Origin of the sequence: Comamonas sp. (genome assembly GCF_036643215.1) — a bacterium.
Taxonomy (GTDB): Bacteria; Pseudomonadota; Gammaproteobacteria; order Burkholderiales; family Burkholderiaceae_C; genus Comamonas.
The window spans coordinates 1-25,745 of the sequence record NZ_JAVXSJ010000034.1 but is presented as its reverse complement, the minus strand read 5'-3'; the positions used below and the strand labels follow the sequence as shown (position 1 = coordinate 25,745).

The 25,745-nt window shown below is 58.1% G+C and carries 31 protein-coding genes and 1 pseudogene; 13 read left to right on the top strand and 19 right to left on the bottom strand.

The window, feature by feature from the left end:
• The first annotated feature begins 67 nt into the window (after window positions 1-67).
• From RSF91_RS17240 to RSF91_RS17200, 9 genes are read left to right on the top strand one after another with little or no spacing between them, the layout of a single operon-like run.
• Window positions 68-340 carry a hypothetical protein gene (locus tag RSF91_RS17240; protein WP_332569578.1) on the top strand — a complete coding sequence of 91 codons (273 nt, stop codon included), beginning with the start codon at window positions 68-70 and terminating at the stop codon, window positions 338-340.
• Between the two features lie 22 nt (window positions 341-362).
• A complete protein-coding gene (locus RSF91_RS17235; RefSeq protein WP_332569577.1) occupies window positions 363-1,553 on the top strand; it encodes a hypothetical protein in 1,191 nt (396 codons plus the stop codon).
• A 2-nt stretch (window positions 1,554-1,555) separates the two neighbouring features.
• Window positions 1,556-3,028, top strand: a complete 1,473-nt coding sequence (locus RSF91_RS17230; RefSeq protein ID WP_332567870.1) for a hypothetical protein — start codon at window positions 1,556-1,558, stop codon at window positions 3,026-3,028.
• Window positions 3,025-3,420: a hypothetical protein gene (locus tag RSF91_RS17225; protein ID WP_332569576.1), complete on the top strand. Its 396-nt coding sequence runs from the start codon at window positions 3,025-3,027 to the stop codon at window positions 3,418-3,420. The genes RSF91_RS17230 and RSF91_RS17225 overlap by 4 nt, the downstream gene beginning before the upstream one ends.
• Window positions 3,420-5,315: a hypothetical protein gene (locus RSF91_RS17220; protein WP_332569575.1), complete on the top strand. Its 1,896-nt coding sequence runs from the start codon at window positions 3,420-3,422 to the stop codon at window positions 5,313-5,315. Before RSF91_RS17225 ends, RSF91_RS17220 begins: the two co-directional genes overlap by 1 nt.
• A complete protein-coding gene (locus tag RSF91_RS17215; protein ID WP_332567867.1) occupies window positions 5,312-5,548 on the top strand; it encodes a hypothetical protein in 237 nt (78 codons plus the stop codon). Before RSF91_RS17220 ends, RSF91_RS17215 begins: the two co-directional genes overlap by 4 nt.
• A 26-nt stretch (window positions 5,549-5,574) precedes the next feature.
• Window positions 5,575-5,892: a hypothetical protein gene (locus tag RSF91_RS17210; protein ID WP_332569574.1), complete on the top strand. Its 318-nt coding sequence runs from the start codon at window positions 5,575-5,577 to the stop codon at window positions 5,890-5,892.
• Window positions 5,889-6,359 carry a lysozyme gene (locus RSF91_RS17205; protein ID WP_332569573.1) on the top strand — a complete coding sequence of 157 codons (471 nt, stop codon included), beginning with the start codon at window positions 5,889-5,891 and terminating at the stop codon, window positions 6,357-6,359. The genes RSF91_RS17210 and RSF91_RS17205 overlap by 4 nt, the downstream gene beginning before the upstream one ends.
• On the top strand, window positions 6,356-6,847 hold the full coding sequence (locus RSF91_RS17200; RefSeq protein WP_332569572.1) for a hypothetical protein: 492 nt from the start codon (window positions 6,356-6,358) through the stop codon (window positions 6,845-6,847). Before RSF91_RS17205 ends, RSF91_RS17200 begins: the two co-directional genes overlap by 4 nt.
• A 37-nt stretch (window positions 6,848-6,884) precedes the next feature.
• On the opposite strand, the gene RSF91_RS17195 is transcribed toward RSF91_RS17200, so the two are convergent.
• The 7 genes from RSF91_RS17195 to RSF91_RS17165 all read right to left on the bottom strand — a co-directional run bounded on the left by RSF91_RS17195 (window position 6,885) and on the right by RSF91_RS17165 (window position 13,829).
• A complete protein-coding gene (locus tag RSF91_RS17195; RefSeq protein ID WP_332569571.1) occupies window positions 6,885-7,637 on the bottom strand; it encodes a hypothetical protein in 753 nt (250 codons plus the stop codon).
• A gap of 11 nt (window positions 7,638-7,648) precedes the next feature.
• The gene (locus RSF91_RS17190; RefSeq protein WP_332569570.1) at window positions 7,649-9,127 is read right to left on the bottom strand and encodes a metal-dependent hydrolase family protein; all 1,479 of its coding nucleotides are present in this window, start codon (window positions 9,125-9,127) and stop codon (window positions 7,649-7,651) included.
• 187 nt (window positions 9,128-9,314) lie between these two features.
• Complete coding sequence (locus RSF91_RS17185; protein WP_332569569.1) at window positions 9,315-9,764, bottom strand: universal stress protein; 450 nt, start codon at window positions 9,762-9,764, stop codon at window positions 9,315-9,317.
• A 231-nt stretch (window positions 9,765-9,995) separates the two neighbouring features.
• On the bottom strand, window positions 9,996-10,454 hold the full coding sequence (locus tag RSF91_RS17180; protein WP_332569568.1) for a universal stress protein: 459 nt from the start codon (window positions 10,452-10,454) through the stop codon (window positions 9,996-9,998).
• A gap of 182 nt (window positions 10,455-10,636) precedes the next feature.
• Window positions 10,637-11,413, bottom strand: a complete 777-nt coding sequence (locus RSF91_RS17175) for a Rha family transcriptional regulator (RefSeq protein WP_332569567.1) — start codon at window positions 11,411-11,413, stop codon at window positions 10,637-10,639.
• Between the two features lie 337 nt (window positions 11,414-11,750).
• Window positions 11,751-13,214 (bottom strand): phosphoribosyltransferase-like protein, encoded by a 1,464-nt coding sequence (locus tag RSF91_RS17170; RefSeq protein ID WP_332569566.1) that lies wholly within the window; start codon window positions 13,212-13,214, stop codon window positions 11,751-11,753.
• Window positions 13,215-13,286: 72 nt separating this feature from the next.
• Window positions 13,287-13,829 (bottom strand): hypothetical protein, encoded by a 543-nt coding sequence (locus RSF91_RS17165; protein ID WP_332569565.1) that lies wholly within the window; start codon window positions 13,827-13,829, stop codon window positions 13,287-13,289.
• A gap of 449 nt (window positions 13,830-14,278) precedes the next feature.
• Between RSF91_RS17165 and RSF91_RS17160 the strand changes: the two genes are divergently transcribed.
• Together RSF91_RS17160 and RSF91_RS17155 are read left to right on the top strand one after the other, a co-directional pair.
• Window positions 14,279-14,764: a hypothetical protein gene (locus tag RSF91_RS17160; protein ID WP_332569564.1), complete on the top strand. Its 486-nt coding sequence runs from the start codon at window positions 14,279-14,281 to the stop codon at window positions 14,762-14,764.
• 1 nt (window position 14,765) lies between these two features.
• Window positions 14,766-14,924: a hypothetical protein gene (locus RSF91_RS17155; protein ID WP_332569563.1), complete on the top strand. Its 159-nt coding sequence runs from the start codon at window positions 14,766-14,768 to the stop codon at window positions 14,922-14,924.
• Window positions 14,925-15,129: 205 nt separating this feature from the next.
• Here the strand turns inward: RSF91_RS17155 and RSF91_RS17150 are convergent, their stop codons facing one another.
• The 10 genes from RSF91_RS17150 to guaB all read right to left on the bottom strand — a co-directional run bounded on the left by RSF91_RS17150 (window position 15,130) and on the right by guaB (window position 24,031).
• Entirely contained in the window at window positions 15,130-15,810 is a 681-nt protein-coding gene (locus RSF91_RS17150; RefSeq protein WP_332569562.1) for a hypothetical protein, read from the bottom strand.
• A 177-nt stretch (window positions 15,811-15,987) separates the two neighbouring features.
• Window positions 15,988-16,641 carry an FABP family protein gene (locus tag RSF91_RS17145; protein ID WP_332569561.1) on the bottom strand — a complete coding sequence of 218 codons (654 nt, stop codon included), beginning with the start codon at window positions 16,639-16,641 and terminating at the stop codon, window positions 15,988-15,990.
• Between the two features lie 116 nt (window positions 16,642-16,757).
• Entirely contained in the window at window positions 16,758-17,162 is a 405-nt protein-coding gene (locus RSF91_RS17140; protein WP_332569560.1) for a DNA breaking-rejoining protein, read from the bottom strand.
• Between the two features lie 97 nt (window positions 17,163-17,259).
• On the bottom strand, window positions 17,260-17,568 hold the full coding sequence (locus RSF91_RS17135) for a hypothetical protein (RefSeq protein ID WP_332569559.1): 309 nt from the start codon (window positions 17,566-17,568) through the stop codon (window positions 17,260-17,262).
• 326 nt (window positions 17,569-17,894) lie between these two features.
• The gene (locus tag RSF91_RS17130; RefSeq protein ID WP_332569558.1) at window positions 17,895-19,088 is read right to left on the bottom strand and encodes a tyrosine-type recombinase/integrase; all 1,194 of its coding nucleotides are present in this window, start codon (window positions 19,086-19,088) and stop codon (window positions 17,895-17,897) included.
• Between the two features lie 309 nt (window positions 19,089-19,397).
• A complete protein-coding gene (gene guaA / locus RSF91_RS17125) occupies window positions 19,398-21,014 on the bottom strand; it encodes a glutamine-hydrolyzing GMP synthase (protein WP_332569579.1) in 1,617 nt (538 codons plus the stop codon).
• 32 nt (window positions 21,015-21,046) lie between these two features.
• Window positions 21,047-21,487 carry a type II toxin-antitoxin system VapC family toxin gene (locus tag RSF91_RS17120; protein WP_332569557.1) on the bottom strand — a complete coding sequence of 147 codons (441 nt, stop codon included), beginning with the start codon at window positions 21,485-21,487 and terminating at the stop codon, window positions 21,047-21,049.
• A complete protein-coding gene (locus tag RSF91_RS17115; RefSeq protein ID WP_332569556.1) occupies window positions 21,484-21,744 on the bottom strand; it encodes a type II toxin-antitoxin system Phd/YefM family antitoxin in 261 nt (86 codons plus the stop codon). The genes RSF91_RS17120 and RSF91_RS17115 overlap by 4 nt, the downstream gene beginning before the upstream one ends.
• Before the next feature lie 290 nt (window positions 21,745-22,034).
• On the bottom strand, window positions 22,035-22,487 hold the full coding sequence (locus RSF91_RS17110) for a DIP1984 family protein (protein ID WP_332569555.1): 453 nt from the start codon (window positions 22,485-22,487) through the stop codon (window positions 22,035-22,037).
• A gap of 68 nt (window positions 22,488-22,555) precedes the next feature.
• The gene (gene guaB / locus RSF91_RS17105) at window positions 22,556-24,031 is read right to left on the bottom strand and encodes an IMP dehydrogenase (protein ID WP_332569554.1); all 1,476 of its coding nucleotides are present in this window, start codon (window positions 24,029-24,031) and stop codon (window positions 22,556-22,558) included.
• A gap of 98 nt (window positions 24,032-24,129) precedes the next feature.
• Between guaB and RSF91_RS17100 the strand changes: the two genes are divergently transcribed.
• Window positions 24,130-24,651: a DUF4124 domain-containing protein gene (locus RSF91_RS17100; protein ID WP_332569553.1), complete on the top strand. Its 522-nt coding sequence runs from the start codon at window positions 24,130-24,132 to the stop codon at window positions 24,649-24,651.
• Between the two features lie 62 nt (window positions 24,652-24,713).
• Here the strand turns inward: RSF91_RS17100 and RSF91_RS17095 are convergent, their stop codons facing one another.
• Complete coding sequence (locus tag RSF91_RS17095; RefSeq protein WP_332569552.1) at window positions 24,714-25,067, bottom strand: RnfH family protein; 354 nt, start codon at window positions 25,065-25,067, stop codon at window positions 24,714-24,716.
• Window positions 25,060-25,512: a type II toxin-antitoxin system RatA family toxin gene (locus RSF91_RS17090; protein WP_332569551.1), complete on the bottom strand. Its 453-nt coding sequence runs from the start codon at window positions 25,510-25,512 to the stop codon at window positions 25,060-25,062. Before RSF91_RS17090 ends, RSF91_RS17095 begins: the two co-directional genes overlap by 8 nt.
• A gap of 159 nt (window positions 25,513-25,671) precedes the next feature.
• On the opposite strand from RSF91_RS17090, the pseudogene smpB reads away from it, so the two are divergent.
• Window positions 25,672-25,745: pseudogene (gene smpB, locus RSF91_RS17085) on the top strand (SsrA-binding protein SmpB); the annotation flags it as partial.

Below are 25,745 nucleotides of genomic sequence, written 5' to 3'. Positions count from 1 at the left end.
GGGTGGGTCAGTTTGAGATGGAAATGGCGGGTCAGTTTTGCGTGGAAATTAACACACGCAGTTCCGGGTGATTGGCGAGCATGTGGGCGTGATCGCCACGGGCGATATCAACACGATTTGCTCGCCTGTCAATCCGGCTACCGGCAAGCCTTATTTCACGATTCAGCCGCTGGGCTGGGGTAGTGGCTGGGCGATCGGAAACATTCTGCGCATCAACACCGTGGGCGCTCTGTACCCATTTTGGGTGGTGCGCACCATCCAGCCGGGGCCAGAGACCGGCATTGAGCACCACTTTTCCATCCTGGCGCGCGGCGATGTGAACCGTCCGCAGTCCGCCTGATTACTGATTTGGAGGTAGAGAGATGGCATCCATCGTAGATACCAGCGTCAAGCACGCATACAGCTCCATGGCCGGAGCGCCCGCTATCAATGGCACGGCGGGTTCGCTGATTGCAGCTCTGGACGCATTCCTGGTCACAGGCTGGGGCAGCAAGGCCGTGGACTCTGCAAGCATCAGCAACGGCGTTTGCCGCCTGAACTTTGCCAGCGGCAAGAGCGCTGCGGAGATACATGCCGTGATCTCGGTCACGGGGGCTTCGCCCTCTGCCTTGAATGGCGAGCAGCGTGTCGCGGCCGTAGCCAATGGCTGGGTGGAGTTCAAGACGGCTCTGCCCGATGGTGCTGTCTCTGGCTCCATCAGTTTCAAGATGGCTCCGGCTGGCTGGGTCAAGCCCTTTGCAGGGACCAAACTCGCCGTTTACCAGAGCCAAGATCCGCAAAGCACCAAGATGTTTTTGCGTGTGGATGACACCGGTTCGGTGAGTGCGCGCGTTGTCGGCTTTGAGAGCATGACCGATGTCAGCTCTGGTGCAGGAGCGTTTCCCTCGCTTTTACAAATGCCAGGCGGCGGCTATTGGGCAAAAAGTGCGCAGGCCACAGCTGCCTCCGTGAACTGGGTGCTGGTTGCCGACTCACGCAAATTCATCTTGCTCATCGCGCCCAATTCCTCGGTAGGTGCGACTTTCCGTGCTGGCATCACCCGTGGCTTTGGCGACGATCTTCACTTTCGACCAGGGGGTGACTCATACGCCTGTTCGCTGAGCTTTGCCGAAACCCCTGCACAGGGCAATCAAGGTGCTGGCGGTCTTGACGGGCCGGCCGCTTTATTGCACGCCATGCCCCGAAACTACACCGGCTTAGGGTCTTCAGTGCTGCATGTCGCAGCGCCATTCTCCGGCAGTAGCAACGCTGTCTCCGGCATGGATGCTGCTTTTGGCTCCTTCCCTAGTCCTGTCGATGGCTCACTGCGGTTGACTAAAAAATACTTGGCTGAGTTCGTGGGCGCTACGCCTCGCTGCGAATTGCCGGGACTTTTTCACGTACCACAGGCCTCGGCCTTCAACACGTTCAAGACGGGCGACTTCATCCCGGGCACCGGTGCGTTGGCGGGGCGCAGGCTGATGGCTTTAACCCCTTCCATGGGGTATTCCAGTGCTCCGACGGCAGGGAACGCCGGGGTCAGCTTCGTTGATGTTACCGGCCCCTGGAGGTAAGCATGGCCGCCCACCGATTTTGGCGCGCTACAAGCCTGCAGGCGTATGGCGCTGGCGACCTGGAGCTGACGGCTTTCTATCTGTTCGCTCAAGGAGTACGCGTGGATGCCGAGGCTATTTTGGACGCCAATCGTGCCCCGGATCTGGGCGGGACGCTGCTGTCGCTGCAAGACGCGGACCTGGCAACCTCGGCCAAGTGGTCGGCGCAGGCGGTCAAGGATCTTGCGTTGCGTTGGGACTTTGGCGCTACGCTGCCAGAAGTTTCAGGGATGCGCCTGGCTGGGACTTGCGAATCCCTCTTTCTGTTGACTGCAAAACTCCAGTGGTCGGATGACGGCCAAGCGTGGGTAGACCATGTCTCGGCTTCGGGGATTCGCTGGCCAGGGGCGTATCAGTCAGGGGATGTGTCGGCGGTTCTAGATCCACTAGAGGGCAATGTCACCAGCCGGATGGCCTTTGAAGGCAACACCCTGGACGCAACGGGGCGGGTATGGAACGGCCCGGCGGGAGACTATGTCGCTGGCGTTTCCGGCATGGCTCGACAGTTCGGGAATTATTCGCTGTCTTTGTCCTCGCCCCGGATTGCGTTCGGTGCGCAGGATTTCACGATAGAGATGCGCGTCATGCTGCCCGCCGTGACCGGTCGAGGAGAGTACAGCTGGATGCTGACCCAAGACGCGGTAGGCGCTCCCGGAACGCGGGGGTTTCAGTTCCTCTACGGGACTTTGGAAAATGCGTTTGTGGCAGGCTTTGTGGGCGGAAATGGGGTGTCCTATCGAAGCGGAAAGGTGGACATCGCAGCGGCTGGGCGGTTTCTGTTTGTCGTGTTCCAGCGCAGAGCCGACGTCATGACGGTGGCGGTCGAGGGTGTTGCCGCGCACTCAAATTTGCCCGCAGGCTATGTCGTGCCGGACCCAGGTGATGCGCCGTTGACATTGGGGCCGTTCAAGGAAGGGTCTATATTTGCGCACCCTTTTGCTCTTGATGGATTGCGCATAACGCAAGGGGTGGCGCGGTACGTCACGGACTTTGCCTATCGCCCTGGTGTTTTTGGAGACATTACGGGCCTCAATACCGTGCGGGGCAGGGCAGCTCCGCTTGACACCATGGCGCTAGGAGGCGGGCAAGTCATCACCTTCGGCCGCACGGAATGTAAGCCACCTCATCACCTGGGTGTTGAGACTGGGGCGGTGCGGGACTACGTCACCGGGGTTTTGGGTGCCGGAGTGGGTCGTGTCTATGGATCAGTTCAGCGCAAGGACACACCGGCGAACACGCCCCTCAAGCGCCGCGTCCTCCTGGTGCGCGAGCGCGACGGCCTGGTGGTGCGTGAGGTCTGGAGCGATCCAGTCACCGGCGAATACGACTTCCGCTATATCGATGAGCTGCAGACCTGGACCGTAATCGCCTATGACCACGAACACAACTTTAGGGCTGTGGTGGCCGACAGCGTCACGCCGGAGCTGATTCCATGAGCGATCTGCCTGAATTCGAGATCTCCGCAGCCCACGCCCTGGCGCGCCTGCAGGCCACGCTGGCCTTTGCAGACTCTGGGCCCGCCGGATCCATCATCAAACTATATGACGCTGCCGAGCAACTGCTGGTCACCCTGACCTTGACCCAACCCTGCGGGCAAATCACCGAGGCTGGCTATCTGCTGCTGACGCAAACCAGTGGCGGTGGCGACATGATTCTGTCCAGCGGTCAGGCCGCCACGGGTGTCTGGAGCACCAGCGACGGCAAGCTGATCGGGCGTGGTCAGGTCACGGACGAGGCTGGCCAAGGCCACTTCAAGCTGCTGGGCAGCACAGGCACCCAGCTCTACGCAGGCGGTAAAGCCATCCTGAGCGAGACAAGGATCGACTGATGGCCGCCGTTGACCTTGTCTTTAACCGCGCCTTTAAGACTGGCAACCCGGTCGAGCTGGTGTTTGGCGATGACGGCGGTGCGCCGTCCATCTCCGACGCGCAGATCACCCTGGCCGCGCGTATGCCGGGTCTACGTGTCCGGGCTGCCGTGCATGTGCGCAAAGACTTGGTCGCAGCTGGCCGTATGCCCGGTGTGCGCTGCCGTGCGGTGGTGCGCTACAACACCGACACGCCCCGGCCTATGGTGGCCGAGGTGGCGGCAGCCGCCCAGCAGGCGCAACCTGTAGAGCAAGGCTGGGTCTCGGGGTGGCAGGAAACAGATGCTCTGCCTGCGGGCTGGTCGTCTGCCGCGCAAGACGCCATGCCACTGCAGGATCAGTTCGGCATCGCCTGGCAGGACGGCCAGCGGCTAAGCGTGGCGTCGCAGGGGCGGTTTAAGCAAGCACAGGTGCTGCCCGGTGCCTCAGTGCAGGCGCGTTGGCAGGAGTCTCAGGGCGTGCGCGTGGGCTTGAAGGCCAAGGCAGAGGATGCCGCGCCCGTGCTTTCTGGTTGGCTGGTGCGGTTTGAGGAAAGCCTGCGCGATCGCCGCTTGCTGCTGCAGACCTCTGCCCAGGATGCCGTGGGCCTGCAGGCTCTCATCACCGCTGGTGCTGGTCCGGCGGTGCCGCTGTACACGGGCTACCTTGCGCGCTACCAGCAGGCCATGAAGCCGCCAGCGGGCAAGTCGGTGCCCAAGCCGCCCGAGCCGGAAAAGACCGGCTGCTACGAGCAGCTTGTCGGTGGCCCCATCCAATTGCTGTTCTGCAGACCGTGGGCCCGATCGGCCGATCTGCTGTTCATGTGCTGCAAGCCCGTCGGGCCCGAACCGCAGCCCCAGTTTGTCATTCCCCTGCTGCCCGTCTATATGCAAGTTCACCACCTCACGGCGCATTTGCTGCCAAGCCTTGAGCCCGTAGTGCTCACTGACGTCACCATTGCCGCCGACGATGACAGCTACTGCTGGAGCCTGTCCGCCAGTGGCCCTGAGCATCTGCTTGATCAGCTCGCACCCGTGGGCGGGCTGCCGCAGCGGTTGCAGGTGGGGATTGACGGCATGCAGTTTGTCTTTGCGGTCACCAGTACGGCGCGCAGCCGCTCGTTTGACCGGCGCCGCGTGGCGGTGCAGGGCATCAGCGTCACGGCCATGCTGGGTGCACCTTATCTTCCGCAGCAAAGCTGGCTTTCCACCTCGGTGGCAACGGCGCAGCAGCTGGTGGTGGCCGCGCTGGAGTTCAGTGGAGTGAATCTGGATTGGCAAATCCCTGACTGGCAGGTGCCCGCCGGCGCCTGGAGTTTTCAGGGCACGCCGCTGCAGGCCGTGCTGCGCATGGTTGAGTCGGTCAATGCCGTGGTGCGCAGTCACCGCACAGCAGAGCAGCTCATCGTTGCGCCGCGCTACCCGGTGCTGCCGTGGGAGTGGGGCGCGGCCGTGCCCGATGTGCAAATGCCTGCGGCAGTCATCGTCACTGACGAGCTGCGGCCCGATCCGCGTGCCGAATACAACGCCATCTATGTCGCGGGCGGCAGCGTGGGCGGCGTGCTGGGCCATGTGGTGCGCAGCCTCAGCGCGCGCGACAAGCTGGCCCCGCAGATTCAGGACGACCTCATCACCCATGCCGATGCAGCCCGCATGCGCGGCAGCTGGGAGCTGGCGGCCAGCGGCAACAAGCTGCAGCACAGCATCAGCATGCCCGTGCTCACTGGCGGCAGTAATCCCGGCATCTTGAACCCCGGCCAGCTGCTGGAGGTGGCAGACACCGACGGCACCTGGCGCGGCCTGGTGCGCGGCGTCAGCGTCAGTGCCTCCATGCCCCGTGTGCGCCAGCAGGTCACCGTCGAAAGGGTTGCCGCATGAGCACCAACCTCTACAAGCGCCTCAAGGCCCTGCTGCCCGAAGACCCCGTCATGACCGGGCAGATCAGCGCCGTATTTGCCGACGGCACCGCGCTGGTCGCGCTTGAAGGTGCCGCCGGTCTGCTGCGCGTGCGCAACCCGCTGGGCACGGCCAATGGTGTGCGCGTCTATGTGCAAGGCGGCGCCATCACCGGCCCCGCGCCCGCAATGCCCTATGTGCTGATCGAAGTCTGAAAGAGCGAATTCTGGAAGGAGAGGGAATGGATGACTACGGCGACGAGCTGCCGGCGGTATCGCGCCAGCAGATCAATGAACGATTCGACAAAGGGAGTGAACGCATGGCTGCGATCGAGCGAGATTTGAAAGCCGCAACCCAAGGGTTGCATGAGGTGCGCCAGGAGCTGCAGGAGCGCAACCAGCAGATGGCGGATCTGCTGGAATTTTTCACCGCCATGAAGGGAGCCTTCAAGGTGCTGAACTGGGTGGGCAAGGTGGCCAAACCGCTGGCGGCCATTGTCATGCTGGGCGGGGCCTGCGTAGGTTTCTGGACGGCCATCAAAGGAGGAGCAAGCCGATGAACTGGAAAGAAAAACTCTTGGCCGCCATTGGAGGCGCTGCCGTGGCTCTGGCCGTGCCGCTGGTGCAGAAGTACGAAGGCACCGTGCTGCGCAGCTACCGCGACCCTGTGGGCATCGTCACGGCTTGCACGGGCCACACCGGCCCCGAGCTCAAGATGGGCCAGACCTACACCCGCCAGCAGTGCGAGGAAATGCTCTACAAAGACCTGGCCCAGCATGCCGATGCCCTGAACTGCATTCGCCAGCCCTTGACCGATGGCCAGCGTGCCGCCTTTGTAAGCTTCGCCTTTAACGTGGGCAACAGCGCGTTTTGCGGCAGCACACTGGTGCGCAAGGCCAATGCCGGCGACATCGATGGCGCGTGCGCCGAGCTGAGCCGCTGGACCTACGCTGCCGGCAAGCAACTACCCGGCCTGGTCAAACGTCGCGCGGCAGAGCGCCAATTGTGTGAGGCGGGGCTGGCATGACCGGCGCGTCTCGCATCTGGCCCTGGCTGGCCTTGGCTCTTTCGGGGCTGCTGGCCCTGCAGACCCAGCGGCTGGCCAAGGTTGAGATTTCTCAGTCAGAACAGGCTCAAGCCCAAGCACAAAAAGCGCTAGCAGCTACAGAAAAGAAAGCGGTTGCTGTGATCGCACATGGAGCGGCGCAACAGGAAAACACCCATGACTACACGCAAACACTGGCAAAACTGGAGGCTGGCCGCGCTGCTGATGCTGCCCACATTGCAGGCCTGCAGCACGACATCCGCAGTGCCGCTACTCGCAACGCCCAGCTTGTCGGTGATGCCACTGCCTGCCGAAATCTCGCAGATCAACACCAGCGACTCGCAGCCCTTGCTGGCGAAGGCGCGGGCGTGGTTGGCCAGCTTGTCGGACTGGTCGAGCGCCGAGACGCCCAGGTCAACGCCTTGAAAGGTCAGGTACAGGTGGACAGGCAGCTGCTGGCTAAGCACTGAGCATGCCTGTCAAGATTTCGATATTCGCTGGTGGTAATCAAAACCTGAACGTCGCGCCCACAATCGGGCCGCTCTGGCTGAAGTCCAGCCGCTTGCCGCCGTCGCGGTAGTCCACGCTCAGCTGGCGGTAGCCCAGAGACAGATGGATGTTGTCTTTCACCTGGTAGTTCACCGAGCCGTGGATCTGCCAGGTGAACTTCGAGCCCACACTCAGCCCACCCATATCGGCATACAGCAGGGTGGACCAGCGCGGTGCAATGTCATATCTCCAGCGTGCGGCCACGATGGGGTCTACGAACGAGGTGTTGGACTGCGCAGAAGCCAGCCCCGGCACATTCACCTCGGCCTTGATTTGCCACAGACGCAGACCCGCCATCAGGTCAAGGCTCGACTGCGGGCTCAGCGCCCAGTTGCGCCCGCCGGTCAGCGTCATGGAGGTCTGGCGAATCTTGGCCTGTGCGCTCAGGCCCAAGGGCAGCGCCGCCTTGTCCGATGTGGCCGCGTAGCTGAAATCGCCTTGGAGCACATAGTGCGCCTTGCGCGCCGTGCCGTTGATGAAGGCCGCGGCATCCAGATTGTCCAGAACATCCGAGAAAGACTTGTTCACGTTGGCCGTGGGCGCGCCTTTAAACGGGCGCACCTGGCCGTCCAGCCCCGTCATCCACACATAGGGCGTGAGCTGAAAGCGCCATGCATCCGTTTCCACAGGCGTTTGTGCCAAAGCCTGCGTGCTTACCAGCAGGCCCATGGCCAGAGCTGTGCCTAGCTTCGCATTCAAATATCGATTCATTCCTCTTTCCCTCACAACGTGTTCTTATGCACCTTGCCGTCCTTCATGATCAGGCGCAGGTTCTGTTCCGGGTTGCTCAAGAAGTCCAGATTCACAGCCGGGTCGCCATCGGCCACCAACAGGTCGGCATAGGCGCCGGGGGCGATGCGGCCCAGTGGCTGCGGGTAGGGGTTGCGCTCGCCTGACAAGGCCAGCAGCTCGGCATTGGTGCCGGTGGCCTGCTTCAGCAGCGTCAGCGGGTCGTAAAAGCGCGTCAGCTTGGCCAGCTGCCTGCCCTGCGTGGCCGTGCCCTTGGGGTTGAACAGCACGTCCGTGCCCCAGCCGGTTTTGATGCCGTACTTCTGGGCCAGCTCATAGGCTTTCACCGTGCCTTGCGCCACTTTCGACTGGCTCTCTCGGCGTGCGGGGTCAGGATAGACATTGCTGTCCTCGTCCTGCAAGAACGGCTGCAGGCTCCACCACACGCCTTCATCGCGCATCATCTTCACGCTCTCTTCATCGGCCAGCTGCCCGTGCTCGATGCTCTTCACGCCCGCCTTGATGGCGCGCTTGATGCCCTTGGGCGTGTACACATGCGCCATCACATAGGTGTTCCAGTCGCCGGCGGCTTCCACGCCTGCGCGCAGCTCCTTCTCGGTGAACTGGGTGCTGTCCAGCGGGTCATATAGCGATGCCACGCCGCCGCCCGCCAGCATCTTGATCTGCGATGCGCCCAGCATCAACTGCTCGCGCACGCGGCGCAGCACCTCGGTTTCGCCATCGGCAATCATGGCCACACCGGTCAGCTCCACCTGGCTCAGCGGCTCATTCGCCGCACGCGGAATATCGCTGCGCAGGCGAAAGTCGCCATGGCCCGAGGTCTGAGAGATCATGGCCCCGCTGGGGTAGATGCGCGGGCCCGCCACCATGCCCTCGTCAATTGCGCGCTTCAGCGCAAACGCCGGGCCGCCCGCGTCGCGTACCGAGGTAAAGCCCCGCATCAGCGTGCGCTGCGCCTCTTGCGCTGCGGCCAGGTACAGATAGCCCAGATCTGCCGTCATGGCCGTCATCTGCGGAATGGCCGCCAGCATGGTGTGCCAGTGCGTGTCGATCAGGCCGGGCATTACCAGCTTGCCCTGGCAGTCGATGACCTGCGCGCCTTCCACCTTTTCAGCGGCGGCGGGCAGGGCGGAAATCAGCTTGCCCTGAATCAGCACTTGCACCCCGTGGCGCACCGGCTTGCCCGTGCCGTCAAACAGGCGCAGATTGGTCAGCAAAATGGGGCGGTCTGCCTGCTTGGGCGTGCCCGCCGGGCCGGGCTCGGCGGCATACAGGCCGGTGAATGGCGCCAGCATGGCTGCCACACCGCCCACAAACATGCGGCGCGACATATCGGTCATCACGCGCTCATGCAGCAAATGGCATATCACGCTGCCACAGGTGCAGGCTCTGGGGCGAATCGGGCCAGTCTTCCAAGCCATGCTGGCATCGGTAGCGATTGCGTTACTCATCTGCTCTCTCACCTTTCAAAATGAACAAGAGACGCCGGTGCCGGCGTGACAAATGGAACCAGTAGTTCACAATTTGATGCACCGATGCTACACGACGACCGGCCCAAGAAAAACGCCCTGTCGCACAGTGGCGCAGGGCGTTGCTTGTAAATTGAGAGCGGCAGTCAGTCAGGCTTGCCGCTGTATGTCACACCTTGGGCCGGTGCACCAGCACCGGGATCGAGCTGTTCACCAGCACGCGCTGGGTTTCGCTGCCCAGCAGAATGCCGGCAATGCCCTTGCGGCCGTGCGATGCCATGCAGATCAGATCGCAATCGCTGTCTTTGGCTTGCTGGATGATGGCCTGGTGCACCGAGAAGTTCATGGTCCGTGCAGTCTTGCACTCCACGCCTTCGGCCTTGGCCATGTCCTGCACTGCCTGCAGCACCTTGTCGGCCGTTTTTTCGGCGTCTTTGCGTAGCTCGGCGGGGTTGTAACCCACCATCCCCTCGCTGCTGTACATCATGGCCGAGTAATCCGGCATCACATACAGCACCGTCACCTCGGAGCCTTGCTCCTTGGCCAGTTGCAGGCCCGCGTGCAGCGCGGCCTCAGAGAGTTTCGAGCCGTCCGTAGGAATCAAAATGTGCTTGAACATATTCAGCCTCCTTGCGCGTCAGCGCGTTTGTCGTTGCCAGTCAATCCGAACGATTGCCGCCCCCATCCTTACACTCCGGGGCGGCTAATGCAACTCCCCGAAGTGGGAATTCAGGCGTTTTTTGATGGGAATCAAAGTCTTGAAGTTAAGATGAAAACAGCTTCAAGACCATACCTATAAAGCGCTTTCAGCTATCAAAATCATGCGCTGAACGCCATGCGCCGCCTGCGGTCAGTCGCTGACCCGGTCCGCGCGGTGCACCAGCACCGGGATGCTGCTGTTGGTCAGCACCTTCTGGGTTTCGCTGCCCAGCAAAATCCCGCTGAGACCCTTGCGGCCGTGCGAAGCCATGCAGATCAGATCGCACCGGCCTTCCTGCGCCTGCACGATGATCGCCTCGGCCACCGAAGGACTGGTGGTGCGAACGCTATGGACCGCCAGCCCGCGCGCGTCGGCCAGATCCTCGGCAAATTTCAGCACTGCATCTGCTTCGGCGTTGGCATTCTTCGCCAGCTCGGTCGTGTCATAAGCGGTCATCGAGCGCGCCCCATAGATCAACGCCCGGTAATCCGGCATCACATACAACACCGTTACCTTGGCGCCTTGATCGCCGGCCAGCTCAATCCCCGCGCGCACGGCGGCTTCGGACAACTTGGAGCCATCTGTCGGAATAAGAATGTGTTTGAACAACGGTCTCTCTCCCTGCGCGGTCGCGCATCTGTTTTGACAAAAGCCCCAGCCCCTCTGACTGGCGGCGGCACGGCCCATCATGGCAGCGAATCGCGATTGGCATAAAGACGCAGATTCTGAGTATTCAGTCAAAACAGCTGCCAGCCCTTGACCATCAAGCGCTGACAGCTATCAAAAGCAGACTACTTGAACATCATGCGCAGCGTGCCTTCATCGGGCGCTGGGGGCTGATTGGCTGAAAGGGATGGGGCAGAAGCAGGGCGCTTGCCCGGGTACACGGGCATAGTCACCTGCTTTTCGCGGTGCTGGGCGCGCTGGGTCAGACGCTGCGTGCAGGCCGTCGCCAGTGTGGCCAGCTGTGCATCGGTCGCGCTCATGATCTCGCCGTCGGCAATGCGCTGTGGCAGGCTGCTGAAGGACACCACCATCTGGTCTGTCGCAATCGGCTGGGCATGGGGCAGGGTGGGGCGGCCCTGGCTGTCGTAATTCAGGCTCAGCAGATAGCGGCTGTACTGCCACTCTTCCGCATCGCCCTGCATCACCGCATTGAACACCGTGCGGTGCACCTGTGCCGCAGCCTCTGCGGCCAGAGAGAAGGCCAGCTCCATGCGCTGCGTGTCGGCAGGCTGGTGCAGCGCGGCCTCCATGCGATTGAATGCGTCGATATAGGCCAGCTTGAAGGCCAGCGCCTTCTTGCCAGTGAAGCCCATGGCCAGCAGCGTAAAGCCATCGCGGGTCAGGCGGTAGGCGGGGCGGCTCTCGCCTTTGACATCTGTGTAATCAACCAATCGGAAATCCGATTGGTGCTCTTCGGGCAGGTCGGCAAGGAGTTTGCGAATGCGCTCCATCACGTGCAGATGCTGCTTGCCGAAGTGAAGTGCGACTTCGTTGCTTGTGGTGCTGGGTTGGCCGTTAACGAGTGTGACGGCGGGCGAGAAAGCCAGAGTGGACTGAGACATGGTGCTGCTCCGTGATGAGACTTTTGAAGCCTTATCGCAGCGTTCCTACGCACTGCAATAAGGTGGCCGGGAGGTTAAGAACCTAGATCACGCTAGGCGGACTTCTTCCCCTTGCGGGTCTTGTATCCGTCGCCCTCCCGGCCATAAATCAACGACTGCACAGAGTGCAGGCGTGCAATGTCCGGGCACAAAAAAACCGCCAGTTATCGGATGCGGTTCTTCCGCGTGATCTTGGGAGTTCTTACGCTCCACCTCTTGCGAGGCGTTGCCAGTATAGCGGCAGGCGGGCAGAAACGCAAAAGTCCTTAAGTGACTGGGATGATGTTAGGTAGGCTATTTAAATGTCGGGACCTGATTTTATTATTAGCTTGTCTACCATGTTACTGACTTCTTGAGTAAATTCTTCATATTTTTCCTTATCGAGATATTCTTCAATAACTTGTGCGATTCTCTCGCTGTTTGACGAAACATTACCTCGTTTAATAACGGCTATTTCAAAGTCTCGCATCCAGCCTTCATTGCTTGGATTGCCATTGGGATCAGGCAGGCCGCGGAATCGTCCTTCATCAGCGAATACTTTAGAAAAATCAAATAAAGCAGAAAATGTTGGTTTTAGATAAATTATCCCTGTGCTTTCGTTTGAATTTATTAGGCTGGCAAGTTTTTGAGAAAAGGCATCGCCATCTAAAATAAAAATAGAAAATTTTCTTGATTCACGAAGAAGATCAATGAGTCGAGCTGAGTGAGTTAGGCCGCCTAGAGCTACTGCAGTTACATCTTTAACTCCAATTTTTTTTGCAAAATCCATACGATTTCGCATAACGTCAACGAAAATCTCATCGAACTTACCCTCTACAAAAAGAGTAATCTCAATGGAATCCTTTTGAGGTGGAGATTTTTCCTTTTGCTGTGCTTCAGACTTACGTTCTTCTTCCACCACTTTGAGTACCTTGGCAGCCCCTTGAATGCGACCAGCGCGCGGGAAAAGTGGTATCCAGCCATTGCCGATAGCCCAGATAAGTGGAAGTGTGGTATTCGGTGTATTGTGATCAAAGACTAAAAGTCCACCCACATCTCCATATCCTAGAGCAGAGCGTGAGGTTATTCTGCAGTAGCGTTTAATTCGTTCAAGAGTCCTATTTCGTTCGGACATGGGCATATTTGAATAAAATGCTGCATCTAAGTCCTTTACCGTATCTTTTGAAGAGTATTCAAGAGCAGAGATAACGGAGGCGCCGGTTTCTTTTACAACCTCAATAATGCCATCTGCGTAACCGGCAACGGTCAAAACGTAGATATTTCTGGTTTTTGAAAGGCTGTGAACCTGTTCTGAAATGCTAGTTATGTCCGTTATTACCGATTTTCCGGTTCCAATTACATCATCAAGTAAAACAATGTTATCTATTTTGCTGAAATCTATTTCATCTTCATCATCACGGAAGAAAAAATCGCCTTCTGCAATTTTTGCTGTTAATCTGTAGTGGTATGCCATAACGGCACCGCTTTTTGCTGCCTGCCCAACCCCAGCATAAAGGGTATTATTCCCCTTTATTGGGGCACCTTTCTCGACAGCTGCACGCTCAAGTTTTGCTTGAGCTACTTCAAATGCAGATCGCACATCTCTTTGTGCTAAAACATCGAGACTTTCGATAATTCGAAGTGCTAAAAGATAATCATCACTATCAAACTGGAGTACCCATTTTATGGCATGATCAATAGAGAATTGTATGGGCCAGCATGCTATGGCCTTCTCCAGTCTTTCAAGCTGACTTGCTATCGATGAAGGTAAAACGTTTAACATTATTTCTCCAGAAAATGGTGTTTAAAATAATTTAAATTATTAAACTATATAAGTTCTCAATATTTATAACGCTCAGCAACTTATTTTGTATTGCTCATCTCTAGCTATCTTGCGTTCCCTCCGCACCCAGTCCAGGTCGTAATACTGACTCCCCGCGCGTCCCATGCTATCCAGCGCCTTGACACGCTCATCTAGCGCATCACAGACTTGTTTTTTGCCGGGCTCGGCAGGTTGGGCAGGGCGGTTTTGATAGACAACCGCAGGAGCTGCGGTATTGCGCTGTGTTTTGCGCCACTGGGCTTCGGCCTGGGCTACTTTTTGATCCCATGGCAGGCCGGAGGGCACGGTTTCCATGCGCTCCAGAAAAGCGTTGTGCTGGCCGCATTGCGCGCTAGACCAGAAAAGCCCGCCGCCATGGCCTTTGCAAAGATAGACGGTGCTGCCTGAGTGGCCGCTGTGCAGGGTAGTGGTTTTGTCTTCCACCACTTTGCCGCCTTTGCATGCCTCTTGAGAATAGGTATTGCCGCAGCGAAATATGGGCTGCGCTGTGACTGGAGAGATAGCGGTGGCTGGCAGCAAAAATGCGGCGGCAGTCAAGGCAAGCAGAAAATGCATGCCGAGCATTATCTGTAAAAATTAGTTACCAAGGCATTAACCCCGGCCTGCAGTGCGTTGTTGGGCAACTGTAATAAAGCAAAGAAAAAGGCAATGTAGAGAGCTACATTGCCTTTGCTCGTTAGCAAGTGCTTTTTGTGGCGCTAATCAAATCTCAACGGCAGTCTGCGTTGGGCTGGCGTGCGCATGTGTTCACCTTGAAAAGAGCTTGATGTAACTGGTGACGACACCTCAGATTTCAGCGCCTATGTCCTTCCTGCGGGTAGGTGGCAGCGCCTGCCTTGAGCTTGCAAGTGTCACCCTTGCTGTCCAGCACTATGACTGCGGTCGGCCAGAAGCTGACTGTCGATAACCTTTCCTTGTTGAAACGCAGCTGGATGATTGCATGGGAATTGACAAGATTTAAATTTGTATTAAAATGTAAAATGGTGTTACTTTAAATAAATAAAATGAAGCAAATCGTTGGAATTTATCTGTTAATCGGTGCCTTGTTGACGCCATTAATTTATTCAAATAATGGTGGAAAGTATGTACATGGGGGGGCTTATGGCTGGGGGCAAGCGCTTGGTGCATCAGTAGCTTTCTGGCCATCTTATGTATTTTCTTGGGAGCCTGAAATTGATGGCGATTCAGACGAGTCATTTTCAAAATCTATCGTGAAAATGATGGAGTGGCGCAGAGATAAATTGTTTTCTACCAAAAATCGACATTCGGAGATAATGCTATCGGCGATTGGAATGTGCATTATTTTAGATGGTAATATAAAAGAGAAAAGTAATGGATTTTCTGAATTCTACAGAAGATATTTTAATAATAATGATATGACGAATGAGGTAATTTCCTTAAGAAAGAAAATAAGAGATAGATTTGATGGGATGGATTATAAAGATGTTCTGGATGAGGGATATGATTGCATAGATGATCTAAAAAAATAAAATGCAAATTTTAGTAGCAATAATTGTATTAGTTATTGGATACTTTTTTCTAACGGCTGTTGGTGGATTGTTTTTAGCAGCCGTTGGATTTTTTATTGATCATTTGCTTATCGCGTTTTTAGGACTTGGAGTGATTCTATTTATTTTCGGTAAAAAGTAGATTTGTAGTATGGCGAAGGGAACGCGCTGGCCGGGGTCAGTGAGGTTTCCTGCTAATACAACCAAGTACCGTCTGCGTGCCTGTCACCAAGTTGGGTAGCGATATCGGTGTGCAGGGAACGTAGTGATCTTCATCGTCATTTTCAAACAGGGCAATGAAGCCCTGCTTGAACTTGGGCGGACCGAAGCCCGCGCTTTCATTCCGGTCAGTTGCTCGCAAAGCAGTACATCAGTCCGGCGCTGCCGCTCAGTTTGAGTTGGTCAAGGCTGCAGCCGCGCGTGCCGTGCGATGAGTTCCACGAAGCGTTGGCTACAGGGTCGGGGTTGGTGCCCTTGTGGTCGTGGTGGCCCACGATGGCAGAGCCGCCATCGCTCTTGGTCCAGTTGCCGCAGGTGGTGTCTTTGCCGGGCTCGGGCACGGCCAGGGTGCCGTCAGGGCGCGAGCCGGTGAGGATGTCGTGGCGGTTGACCTCATCGCCAAAGCCCGAGACGACTTCGCCCTTTTCGGTCAGCGAGGTGTCCTTGCCAACCTTGGCATTGGCGCTGTGCAGGTCAGCCACGCTGGTGGCAATGACCACGCCCTTGGCGTTGCGCCACGGCCCGTTGCCGATGCGATCGCGCGCATTGACGGCGGGCTGCCCATTCAGGGCAGCGTTGCTCAGGTAGGCGTGCCAGGTCTTGTTGCCCGCGCCCACGCTGGCGGCCAGCGATTGGCAGTAGCGGTCAGCACCGGCGAGGCCGCCCAGGTCGCCACCCTTGCCGGGGTTGGTGCTGGTGATGAAGAAGCCCATGGGGTTGCCGCCCGATGACCCCATGGCGCCGCAACCAACGACGAGGGCGACAGCCGCAAGGGCGGCGCCAGCGGAAAGAACCAAACGACGGGACATAGGTGGCTCCTGAGCAGTATTGGAGCCCGCAGGCTAACCCAACGTTGTGTCAGCGGCAATATGAGTCGTTCTGAGGGCTAGGCCTGCAATGCGATGTTGGGCGAATGTCATCAGGCAACGGAAAAAGGCAATGCAGAGAACCGCATTGCCTTTTAGATAAGCGTTTACTTCTATGAGTTACGCCGTAGTTTCAGCCTTTGCTGCCGCCAGTGCCGTGGGGTTGGGTGTGGGCTCGCCAATCTTGTGCAGGGTGTTGCGGTCGGTATGGGCAAAGGGCTCGCTCTTGCCGGGGATGGTGAGCATGGTTTCCTGCTCATACGACCAGGTGCCGTCTGGGTTCTTGGTGACGGTGATGGTGTAGGCGTCGGTTCTGAAGGCGTACTCCAGAAACGGGTTGGATGAGATGCCGTTGACGGTGGAGCCGCGCACGGCCTTGAGGGTGAAGGTTGTGGCGTCTGCCGTGGCTTTGCCCGTGGCCATGGCGGTTTGCCCGCGCGGAATGGTCAGGGTCTGGATGATGTTGCCGGTGGCGGGCTCCCACAGCCAGTAGCCGACCTGGTCGTGAAAGGTTTCGGGGTCGTCGGGCTTGACGATGCGCGTGTGGTAGCGCAGGCCGTAGAAGAGCTGGGGGCCGTTGGTCTGGGCATCGATGGGCTGGCATTCCATGTGCTCGATGAAGGCCTGCTTCTCGGGGCCGTCGGCCTTGGGGTTGATGTCAAGGCCGCGTTTGCCGGTCCAGATGCCAGCCATGCCGGTGAAGGGGCCGAGGTTGGCCAGAGTGTTCACATCGGGCTCGGGCTCGGTGTAGATGTCTTTGGGAAAGTTTTCCATAGCTTGAACGGGCTTTCTCGTTGAATCTGGTGCGGCCCAGTTTACAAGCCGTTGGCTGAGGCGAGGTTGACAGCTATCAAGCCGCGTGGATTTGCTGTGGCAGGCGCTGCCGTCCGTCAGGTGCTCTCTTCGGTGGTGAGCGTAAAGCGTGCGCTTTCGCCGCGCTGGGCGGCTTCACGCGTGAGGTAGATCATCACGCGGTAGCTGGTGCCCCGTTCGACGAGGAAGGTGCAGGTGTTGCTATCGGCCGAGCCGTGACACAGCGATTCGGCACTGCCGCCCTTGAGGACGTTCATCCGGCTGGATGGGTTGTTGGTGTTGAACGTGACGGTGATGCGCTGGTAGGGCCGCGTTTCAAGTCCGTATTGCACGACGCCATTGCCAGTGATCTGGCCGCTGTAGGAGCTGCTGTAGTCGCCCGGCCTGGTGAAGGCGACCTGTGCCATTGAGATGCTGCTGAGGTGCATGGTCAAGAGACTGAGCAGGGCAGCAGTTGCAAGCATCGGTTGGAAGCGGGTCATGCAACATCTCCTGGTTGTGTTGGACAGGATGGCGCCCCTTGGCGCGGCGGCGGGTGTCTATGCCGACAGCCGGGCCACCACATCCCATCGCTGCGCCCTAGCGGCAGGAGACATTGCGCCAGTTAAATTTTCCGTCGTTAAAAAACTCTGTCCATACCGACATGGTGGGGGCCTTGCGGTAAGAAAACGTAATCTGGTTAGGAATGTTTGGCCCCAGTGCGGCGGGCTGGCCGTTCTTGTCAAAGACCTGGACGATGAAGAGCGTGACGTCTTCGCTGCCGTTGGTGTTGAGTACGACGCGATAGGACTGGGTGAAGAGATCCCAGTCTTGCACTTTGGCCACATAGGTATGCAGACGAACGAACGCGCGGTTGGCGTTCTTGGCGGCGGGGTTGATGCTTCTCATGATGACACTCCCTGTTGCAGAACCACTTGCCGCAGAACCTGCGAGCTGACATTTCTTTGCATTTGAGCGATGTTGTATCAATTGCGTTGCATGGTGTGTAGGCGCTCACAGGTTGCCCATTGCCTTGCTTGATACGGCTGGCGTGCGCTTGCATGAAGTGCAAAGAAGTCAATTGGTAGGTGCAGCTGTCATCTTTTGGTGATGTTGTGAACACACGAACAACTTATCTATAAAGAGCGTTTTGATAACTGTGTGGGCTTGGAGAGTGGGAGGACATGCAGAAAGTCTGTAGCAGTCTGTAGCAGTCTGTTTCGGTCGATGCTCTGCTAGAGCGCCGAGGTCCAGCTGTCGATCATGTTGGCCCAGTCTTGCAGCATGGCTTTGCGTTGCTCGCGGTACTCAGCCTTGTTGTAGACGGCGCGAACGCCTTTTTGCTCATGGGCGAGGGTTTTCTCAATCCAGTCGGAGTTGTAGCCGGCTTCATGCAGGATGGTGGAGCCGGTGCGCCGCAAGTCGTGCGGGCCGAATTTGACAAGCGCGAGGCCGTCTTTTTGCGCGTATTCCCAGCACAAGGTCATGACGCGGTTCAGCGTGGCTGAACTCATGGGTTTGTGGGTTTCGTAGCGGCTGGGGAAGACGTAGTCCGAGCCGCCTGCAAACATCTTGAGCGCCGTCAGCAGGTCGATGGCCTGCTGGGAAAGAAAGATGATGTGGGGCCGGCGGGCCTTCATTCTTGCTGCAGGAATGGTGAGCGTGCCTTCGGTGAAATTCACATCCGCCCATTTGGCATTGGTCAGCTCGCCTTTGCGCAGCAGGGTCAGCAGCAGCAGTTTGCAGGCCGCGCGAATGCTGGGTGTGGTGCCGACTTTCTCAAGGCCGCGGTAGAAAAGCCCGATTTCTTCTTTGGAAAGGGCGCGGTCTTTGGGTTCGAAGGTGGCAATGGTGCTGGGTGCGACTTCTTCGGCCGGGTTGCTGACCTTCTGGCCGCGCTCGATGGCGTAGCGAAAGATCAACAAAATGATTTCGCGCGCGTGGATGGCGGTGGCTGGTGCGCCACGGGCCACGATGGCATCGGCCATGCTGCGCACGTCTTCACCCAAGATCTCGCGTAGCTGGAGCTTGCCAAAGCGCGTCTGCACCTCGCGCTCATAGACGGATCGGCGCATGTCGCGGGTGCTGTCTGCCATCTTGTGGCCCTTGAGCCATTTGATGCCCCATTCGCTCAAGGTGCCGGCCGACACTTCACGGGCTTTGGTGCGAATTTTTTCACGGGCCGGACTCACGCCTTCCTGAACCAGCTTCTTGGCGAGCAGCTGTTTGGCGCGTGCCTCGGCGAGGGTGATTCCGCCGATACCATACGCGCCGATGGTGAGTGTTTCCTGGCGGTTGTTGATCTTATAGTTGTAGCGGAAACTTATTGTGCCGCTTGGGGTTACGGCCACATAGAGGCCATCGCGGTCGGTGACTTTGTAGAGCTTGCCTGTGGCTTTGAGTGATCGAATTTTGGTATCGGTGAGCACGGGATGGCCTCTTTTCATGCTGGCGATACCATGCGCAAAAACGTCCATTTTCAGGCATGGTATCTTCATTGAAATCAATGACTTAGATGAGATTGATACCATGCACCCTTGGCAAAGCGATTGAATGGTATCGGTGAGGCGGATGGTATGGGGCCGGTGCCGTACCATGCAAAGTACCAATAAATCCTGCCAACTCCATGCGACCGGCTAGTTCCGGATAAAGCCCAACCAAAATGAAAAAAGCCCGCGAAATCGCGGGCTTACATGAGAAAAAAGTCTAAAGGTCGCGAGTTACTTCGCGACGTACTTTTATTCCCACTCGATGGTCGCTGGTGGCTTGGTGCTTACATCGTAAGTAACGCGGTTGATGCCACGCACTTCATTGATGATGCGGCCGGAGACCTTCTTGAGTAGGCCGTAAGGCAGCTCGGCCCAGTCGGCGGTCATGAAGTCGCTGGTCTGCACGGCGCGCAAGGCCACCACGTAGTCATAGGTGCGGCCGTCGCCCATCACGCCCACGCTCTTGACGGGCAAGAACACGGTGAAAGCCTGGCTGGTCAGGTCGTACCAGCTCTTGCCAGTCGCTTCGTCGATCCAGTTGTTCAGCTCTTCGATGAAGATGGCGTCGGCGCGGCGCAGCAGGTCGGCGTATTCCTTCTTCACTTCACCCAGAATACGCACGCCCAAGCCTGGGCCAGGGAAGGGGTGGCGGTACACCATGCCACGGGGCAAGCCCAGTGCCACACCCAGTTCGCGCACTTCGTCCTTGAACAGGTCGCGCAGGGGTTCCAGCAGCTTCAGGCCCAGTTGCTCAGGCAGACCGCCCACGTTGTGGTGGCTCTTGATGACCACGGCCTTCTTGCTCTTAGCACCGCCGGACTCGATCACGTCGGGGTAAATCGTGCCCTGGGCCAGGAAGGTTGCGCCCTTGCTGCCGGCGTTGGCGGCCTTGAGCTTGGAGGCTTCGGCCTTGAACACGTCCACAAACAGGCCGCCGATGATCTTGCGCTTGGCTTCGGGCTCGTTCACGCCGGCCAGCTTGCCCAGGAACAGGTCGGCTGCATCCACGCGGATGACCTTGGCGTGCAGCTTGCCTTCAAACATATCCATGACCGCATCGCCTTCGTTCAGGCGCAGCAGGCCGTGATCGACGAACACGCAAGTCAGCTGGTCGCCGATGGCGCGGTGGATCAAGGCCGCAGCGACGGACGAATCCACGCCGCCGGACAGGCCCAGAATCACTTCTTCGTCACCGACTTGCTCGCGGATCTTGGCCACGGCTTCTTCGATGTAGTCGCCCATGATCCAGTCGGCTTGCGTGCCGCAGATGTCTTTGACAAAGCGGTTGAGCATGGCCGCACCTTGCACAGTGTGCGTGACTTCGGGGTGGAACTGCACAGCGTAGTAGCGGCGTGCTTCGTCGGCCATGCCGGCGATGGGGCAGGATGGTGTGGAGGCCATGACCTTGAAGCCGGGTGGCAGCTCGGTGACTTTGTCGCCGTGGCTCATCCAGACCTTGAGCATGCCGTGACCTTCAGCCGTGGCGAAGTCTTCAATGCCTTCCAGCAGCTTGGTGTGGCCATGGGCGCGCACTTCGGCGTAGCCAAACTCACGGGTGTTGGAGCCTTCGACCTTGCCGCCCAGCTGGGTGGCCATGGTCTGCATGCCGTAGCAAATGCCCAGCACGGGCAGGTTCAGCTCGAACACGGCGTCAGGCGCGCGGTCGTCCACTTCGTAGACGCTGGCGTGGCTGCCCGACAGGATGATGCCCTTGAGCTTGCCGTCGGCGGCGAATTCGCGCACCCAGTCGCTGCTCACATCGCAGGGGTGCACTTCGCAGTACACATTGGCTTCGCGCACGCGGCGGGCAATCAGTTGGGTGACTTGCGAGCCGAAGTCCAGAATGAGAATCTTGTCGTGTTGCATGGTATTCAAGGGCAAGAGGGTGACAAAAGGGATCAGAAATCTTCCGGTGCCAGCAGCTGCACACCGCTTTTGCGGGCGGCAGCCATCTGGGCAGGGTCGAAAGTGGCTAAAGGCAGGCGCAGCGACTGCGCCAGCCACAGATAAGCGGCGTCGTAGGTGGGCAGGCCCGTGACCAGTGCCACATCCAGCACCGCTTTGTGCTGGGCGGGGGCTAGGTCGTGCAGCTCTACGCGGTGGCGAATAGCTTCCAGCACGCCCCACAGGCCTTCAACCGAGCTTTGCGGGATACGGCCATTATTCACGCCAGAGGCAATCAGGTTGCCACATTCCCACTGCCAGACATTGGGGGAATGGGGGTCTACCTCATCGCGGCGGATGCGGGTGTACAGGCGCTGAGTGTGTTCGCTGGCGTCATCGGGCAGCAGCCAGGCAGCGGTGACGGAGGCATCGAGGATGAAAGCGCTGGCGCTCATGCCTGACTCCGGCCGGTGTGGCGCAGATTTGCTGCTGAATCAGTAGCTGCTTGCGCTTTGACTGTCTGCTGTAGAGCCGAAATTTGTTCTAACTCGCGTGCAATCTGCTCATCGGTAATGACGGGCTTGCGGCGTACGGGCAGCATGCGCACGACTTCTTTGCCGTGGCGCGTGATGCGCACTTCTTCGCCTTGCTCGACCATTTCGATCAGGGCGGAGAACCGTGTTTTCGCTTCGTAGATGCCGACGGATTGCATGGAGTGGAAAGTAAAGAGTCTGGGCTGATATTTGAATCAGACCAGATTTTAGCACTCTGACTAGAAATAAAAATTCTGGTCAAAATGCTGTGGGTAAGGTGAGCGCTGCGTCAGTGCAAGGTAGTGCGGGGTAACGTCTAACAGGTATGTAGTCAGCAGTAAGGGGCTAAATAGTCAGGTGGTTTTAGCACCAGCGTTGCCCGCCACGCTTTACATGAGAGACCAGCTTGTTTTCAACCTCCTGGCCTCACCGAGGTCTTTGCACTCGCCCGCAGCGCTCAAAAACTCAATCAAATCTCAATTTGCCAGTTGGCCGCTTGAACGGTCACATTCACTTCGCGAATCTTGCGCGACAAATCATCGGCCTGCTTTTGCAAGCTGGCCACATCAACTTGGGTAATCCATTTGATTTCGCGCTGGCTGTAACGGTCTACGTCTTTGTGGGTGGCTGAGATGGTGGCGGTCAACAGCGAATGCCGTGCAATCAAGGTATCGCGCAGTGCCAGTACATCGGCAAGCAGGCGGCCATCAGCTAGCTTGGTAGATTCGTTGGCGGCGTTGATGGTGCGCACCAGTTTTTGCTGTTCTTCAAGCGCTGATGTTGCCTCGGCCAGCAAGTCTTCCACTTTTTCTTTGGGCGTTTCGCCCTCTTGCACGATGGCGTTGCGGTTGATGCGCTCGCGCAGTGAGGCCAGCTTTTTATTCAGATCGGCTCTGAGCAACAAGGCTTCGGCAAGTTTCATGGGGTCTCCTGAAAAAACAATAGCAGGGTAGGCAATGCCGACCCTGCTATGACTTGTCAATCGATCAATCAGTCAGCGCGGTAGTTAGGCGCTTCCTTGGTGATCTGCACATCATGCACGTGAGACTCACGGATGCCGGCAGCGGTGATTTCCACAAACTCGGCCTTCTCGTTCATCTCGGCAATCGTGGCGCAACCGCAGTAGCCCATGGAGGCGCGCACGCCGCCAGCCATTTGGTACACGATGGAAACCATGGAGCCCTTGTAGGGCACGCGGCCTTCGATGCCTTCGGGAACCAGCTTGTCGGCGTTGGGATTGCCGGTAGAGGATTCCTGGAAGTAGCGGTCGGCAGAGCCTTGCTGCATGGCACCGATGGAGCCCATGCCGCGGTAGCTCTTGTACGAGCGACCTTGGTACAGAATCACTTCGCCGGGCGCTTCTTCGGTGCCTGCAAACATGCCGCCCATCATGATGGTGGATGCGCCAGCGGCCAGAGCCTTGGAGATATCGCCGGAGAAGCGGATGCCGCCGTCACCGATCAAAGGCACGCCTGTGCCCTTCAGGGCTTGAGCCACGCCATCAATCGCCATGATCTGGGGCACGCCCACACCGGCCACGATGCGGGTGGTGCAGATGGAGCCGGGGCCGATACCGACCTTGACCGCGTCAGCGCCTGCTTCGACCAGTGCCAGAGCCGCAGCGCCGGTGGCAATGTTGCCGCCGATCACGTCGACTTGCGGGTAGTTTTGCTTGACCCAGCGCACGCGGTCAATCACGCCCTTGCTGTGGCCGTGGGCAGTGTCAACCACCAGTGCATCCACACCGGCCTTGACCAGCAGGTCCACGCGTTCTTCGGTGCCAGCGCCCACGCCGACGGCAGCGGCCACGCGCAGGCGGCCAGCGGCATCGCGTGCAGCGTTGGGAAAGGTGGTTTGCTTGTTGATGTCCTTGACGGTGATCAGGCCCTTGAGTTCAAAGGCATCGTTCACCACCAGAATACGTTCGAGCTTGTGCTTGTTCAGCAGCGCCTTGGCTTCAGCGGGCGTGGTGCCGTCTTTTTCATTGACGGTAATCAGCTTCTCGCGGGGCGTCATGATCTGGCTGACCTTGACGTCGTAGCGCGTTTCAAAGCGCACGTCGCGGCTGGTCACAATGCCGACTACCTTGCCGCCGTCGCACACGGGAAAGCCCGAGATACCGCGTTCTTCAGACAGCTGCAATACTTGCAGCACAGTGTGTTCGGGGGTGATGACCACGGGGTCGTGCACCACACCGGATTCGTGGCGCTTGACCTTGGACACTTCAGCGGCTTGTTGCTCGGCTGTCATGTTCTTGTGGATCACGCCAATACCGCCTTCTTGCGCAATGGCAATGGCCAGGCGAGCTTCCGTCACCGTGTCCATGGCGGCAGACACCAGGGGCAGGTTCAGGCGAATATTGCGAGTGAATTGGGTGGCGAGAGTAACGTCCTTGGGCAGGACTTCGGAGTAGGCTGGGACGAGCAGAACGTCGTCGAAGGTCAGTGCTTTTCCGAGAAGGCGCATTGTGAAGGCTCCAAAAGAAAGATTGTAGCTGCGACTTGCCGCACAATGCAGGCTCGTGGCCCAGAACCCCTAACCACTGCCCAAGACTTATTGACTCCATGAATATCACCAAGATCGCTTTGTTTGCTGCCATTAGCTGCTGCTCGGTTTCCGCTATGGCCCAGTGGCAATGGATTGATGGACAGGGTCGCAAAGTGTTCAGCGACAGGGCGCCGCCCGCCGAAATTCCTGCCAAGAATGTGTTGCGCAGCCCTGGTGGCGCATCTTTGTCTAAAGCGACTGTTGCAGCTCCTGAAGCGGCTCCTGCGCCAGCAGTGCTTGCCAAGCCTGTGGCCGATAAAGGCATAGACAAGGGCCTTGAAGAGCAAAAGCGCAAGCAAGAAGAGCAGGAAGCAGCCAAGACTCAAGCAGAAAAAGTCAAAAAAGAAAAGGCACGCTTTGAGAACTGCAACCGTGCCAAGCAGGCCAAGGCGACTCTGACGTCGGGGCGCATGCTTTCAAACGTCAATGCCAACGGTGAACGTGGGTTCATGGATGAAGCATCGCGTGAAACTGAGGTCAAGCGTGCTGATTCTGTGATCGCTTCTGAATGCGGGCCTGCGCCAGAGGGCGATCAGTAATTTTCGAGAGACTCAATGCAAGAAGCGCCTGATGAAGGCGCTTCTTTTTTGGTAGCTACTGCCTAGTATCCGGCCTTGGCTCCGGGCCTCTGGCGCTTGAAAAGACCGCTGCTGCGCGCACCTTGGCGTGCAAAGCGCTCACGGCGCGCAACTTTTGGGTCCACAGTCAGAGGGCGGTAGATTTCAAGGCGGTCGCCGTTTTTCAGCAATTGCTCGGCACGCGCTGTCTTTCCCCAGATGCCGATCATGGCAGGGGCGAGCTGCTCAAGGTCTACTTCCAGCTCAGGAAGTCTGGCAGCTTCGGCCAAGGCTTGTGCCACAGTGCTGCCTGCAGGCAGTTGCAGGCTGGCTTCATGTGTGATGCCTGCTTGGGGTGATGTGCAGATGGTGATCTGCAAATTGGCCAGCTCAGCCATAGACTTGCTCGGCGCGTTTGATGAAGGCGTCCACCATGGAGCCGGCGATGCGATCGAACACGGGGCCGATGATGGCGGCGACTGCGGCGTTGTCGAAACCGTAGTCCAGTTGCAGCTCTACCTTGCAGGCGCGCTGGGAGCCATCACCCACGGGGTGAAAGCGCCACTGGCCTTCAAGACGTGAGAACGGGCCTTTGACCAGTCGCATGGCAACCTGTTTGCCACCGTCGTCCATGGTACTGTTCGTGTTGCGCGTCACAAAAGATTTGCGTAGCCCGCTGAACGAGATGCCTACCTCGGCGGTCATGCCTGTGGAGTCTTGTTCCAGAACCTTGGCATGATCGCACCATGGCAGAAAATCGGCATAGTGGGCCACGTCCGTCACGAGGGCAAACATTTCTTCGGGGCTGTACCAGATCAGGACGGACTTGTTGACGTTTTTCATGAACAAAGAACAATCAGCATGGTGCAAGAGCAGGGAATTGGCGGTCGCCAATGTCCTCAGTGAGTCCATGCGAAACTAAAATCATCGCTCAGAGGCGAGACGGCAATCCAGTATTGTAGGGAGAGCTTTCATCTCCGGTCTGCCTGCAACTAATATTCCATGGCCAAGAAACCAGAAACATCGTCGCGCATTGCCGACAATAAAAAAGCAGCATTCAACTATTTCTTCGAGGA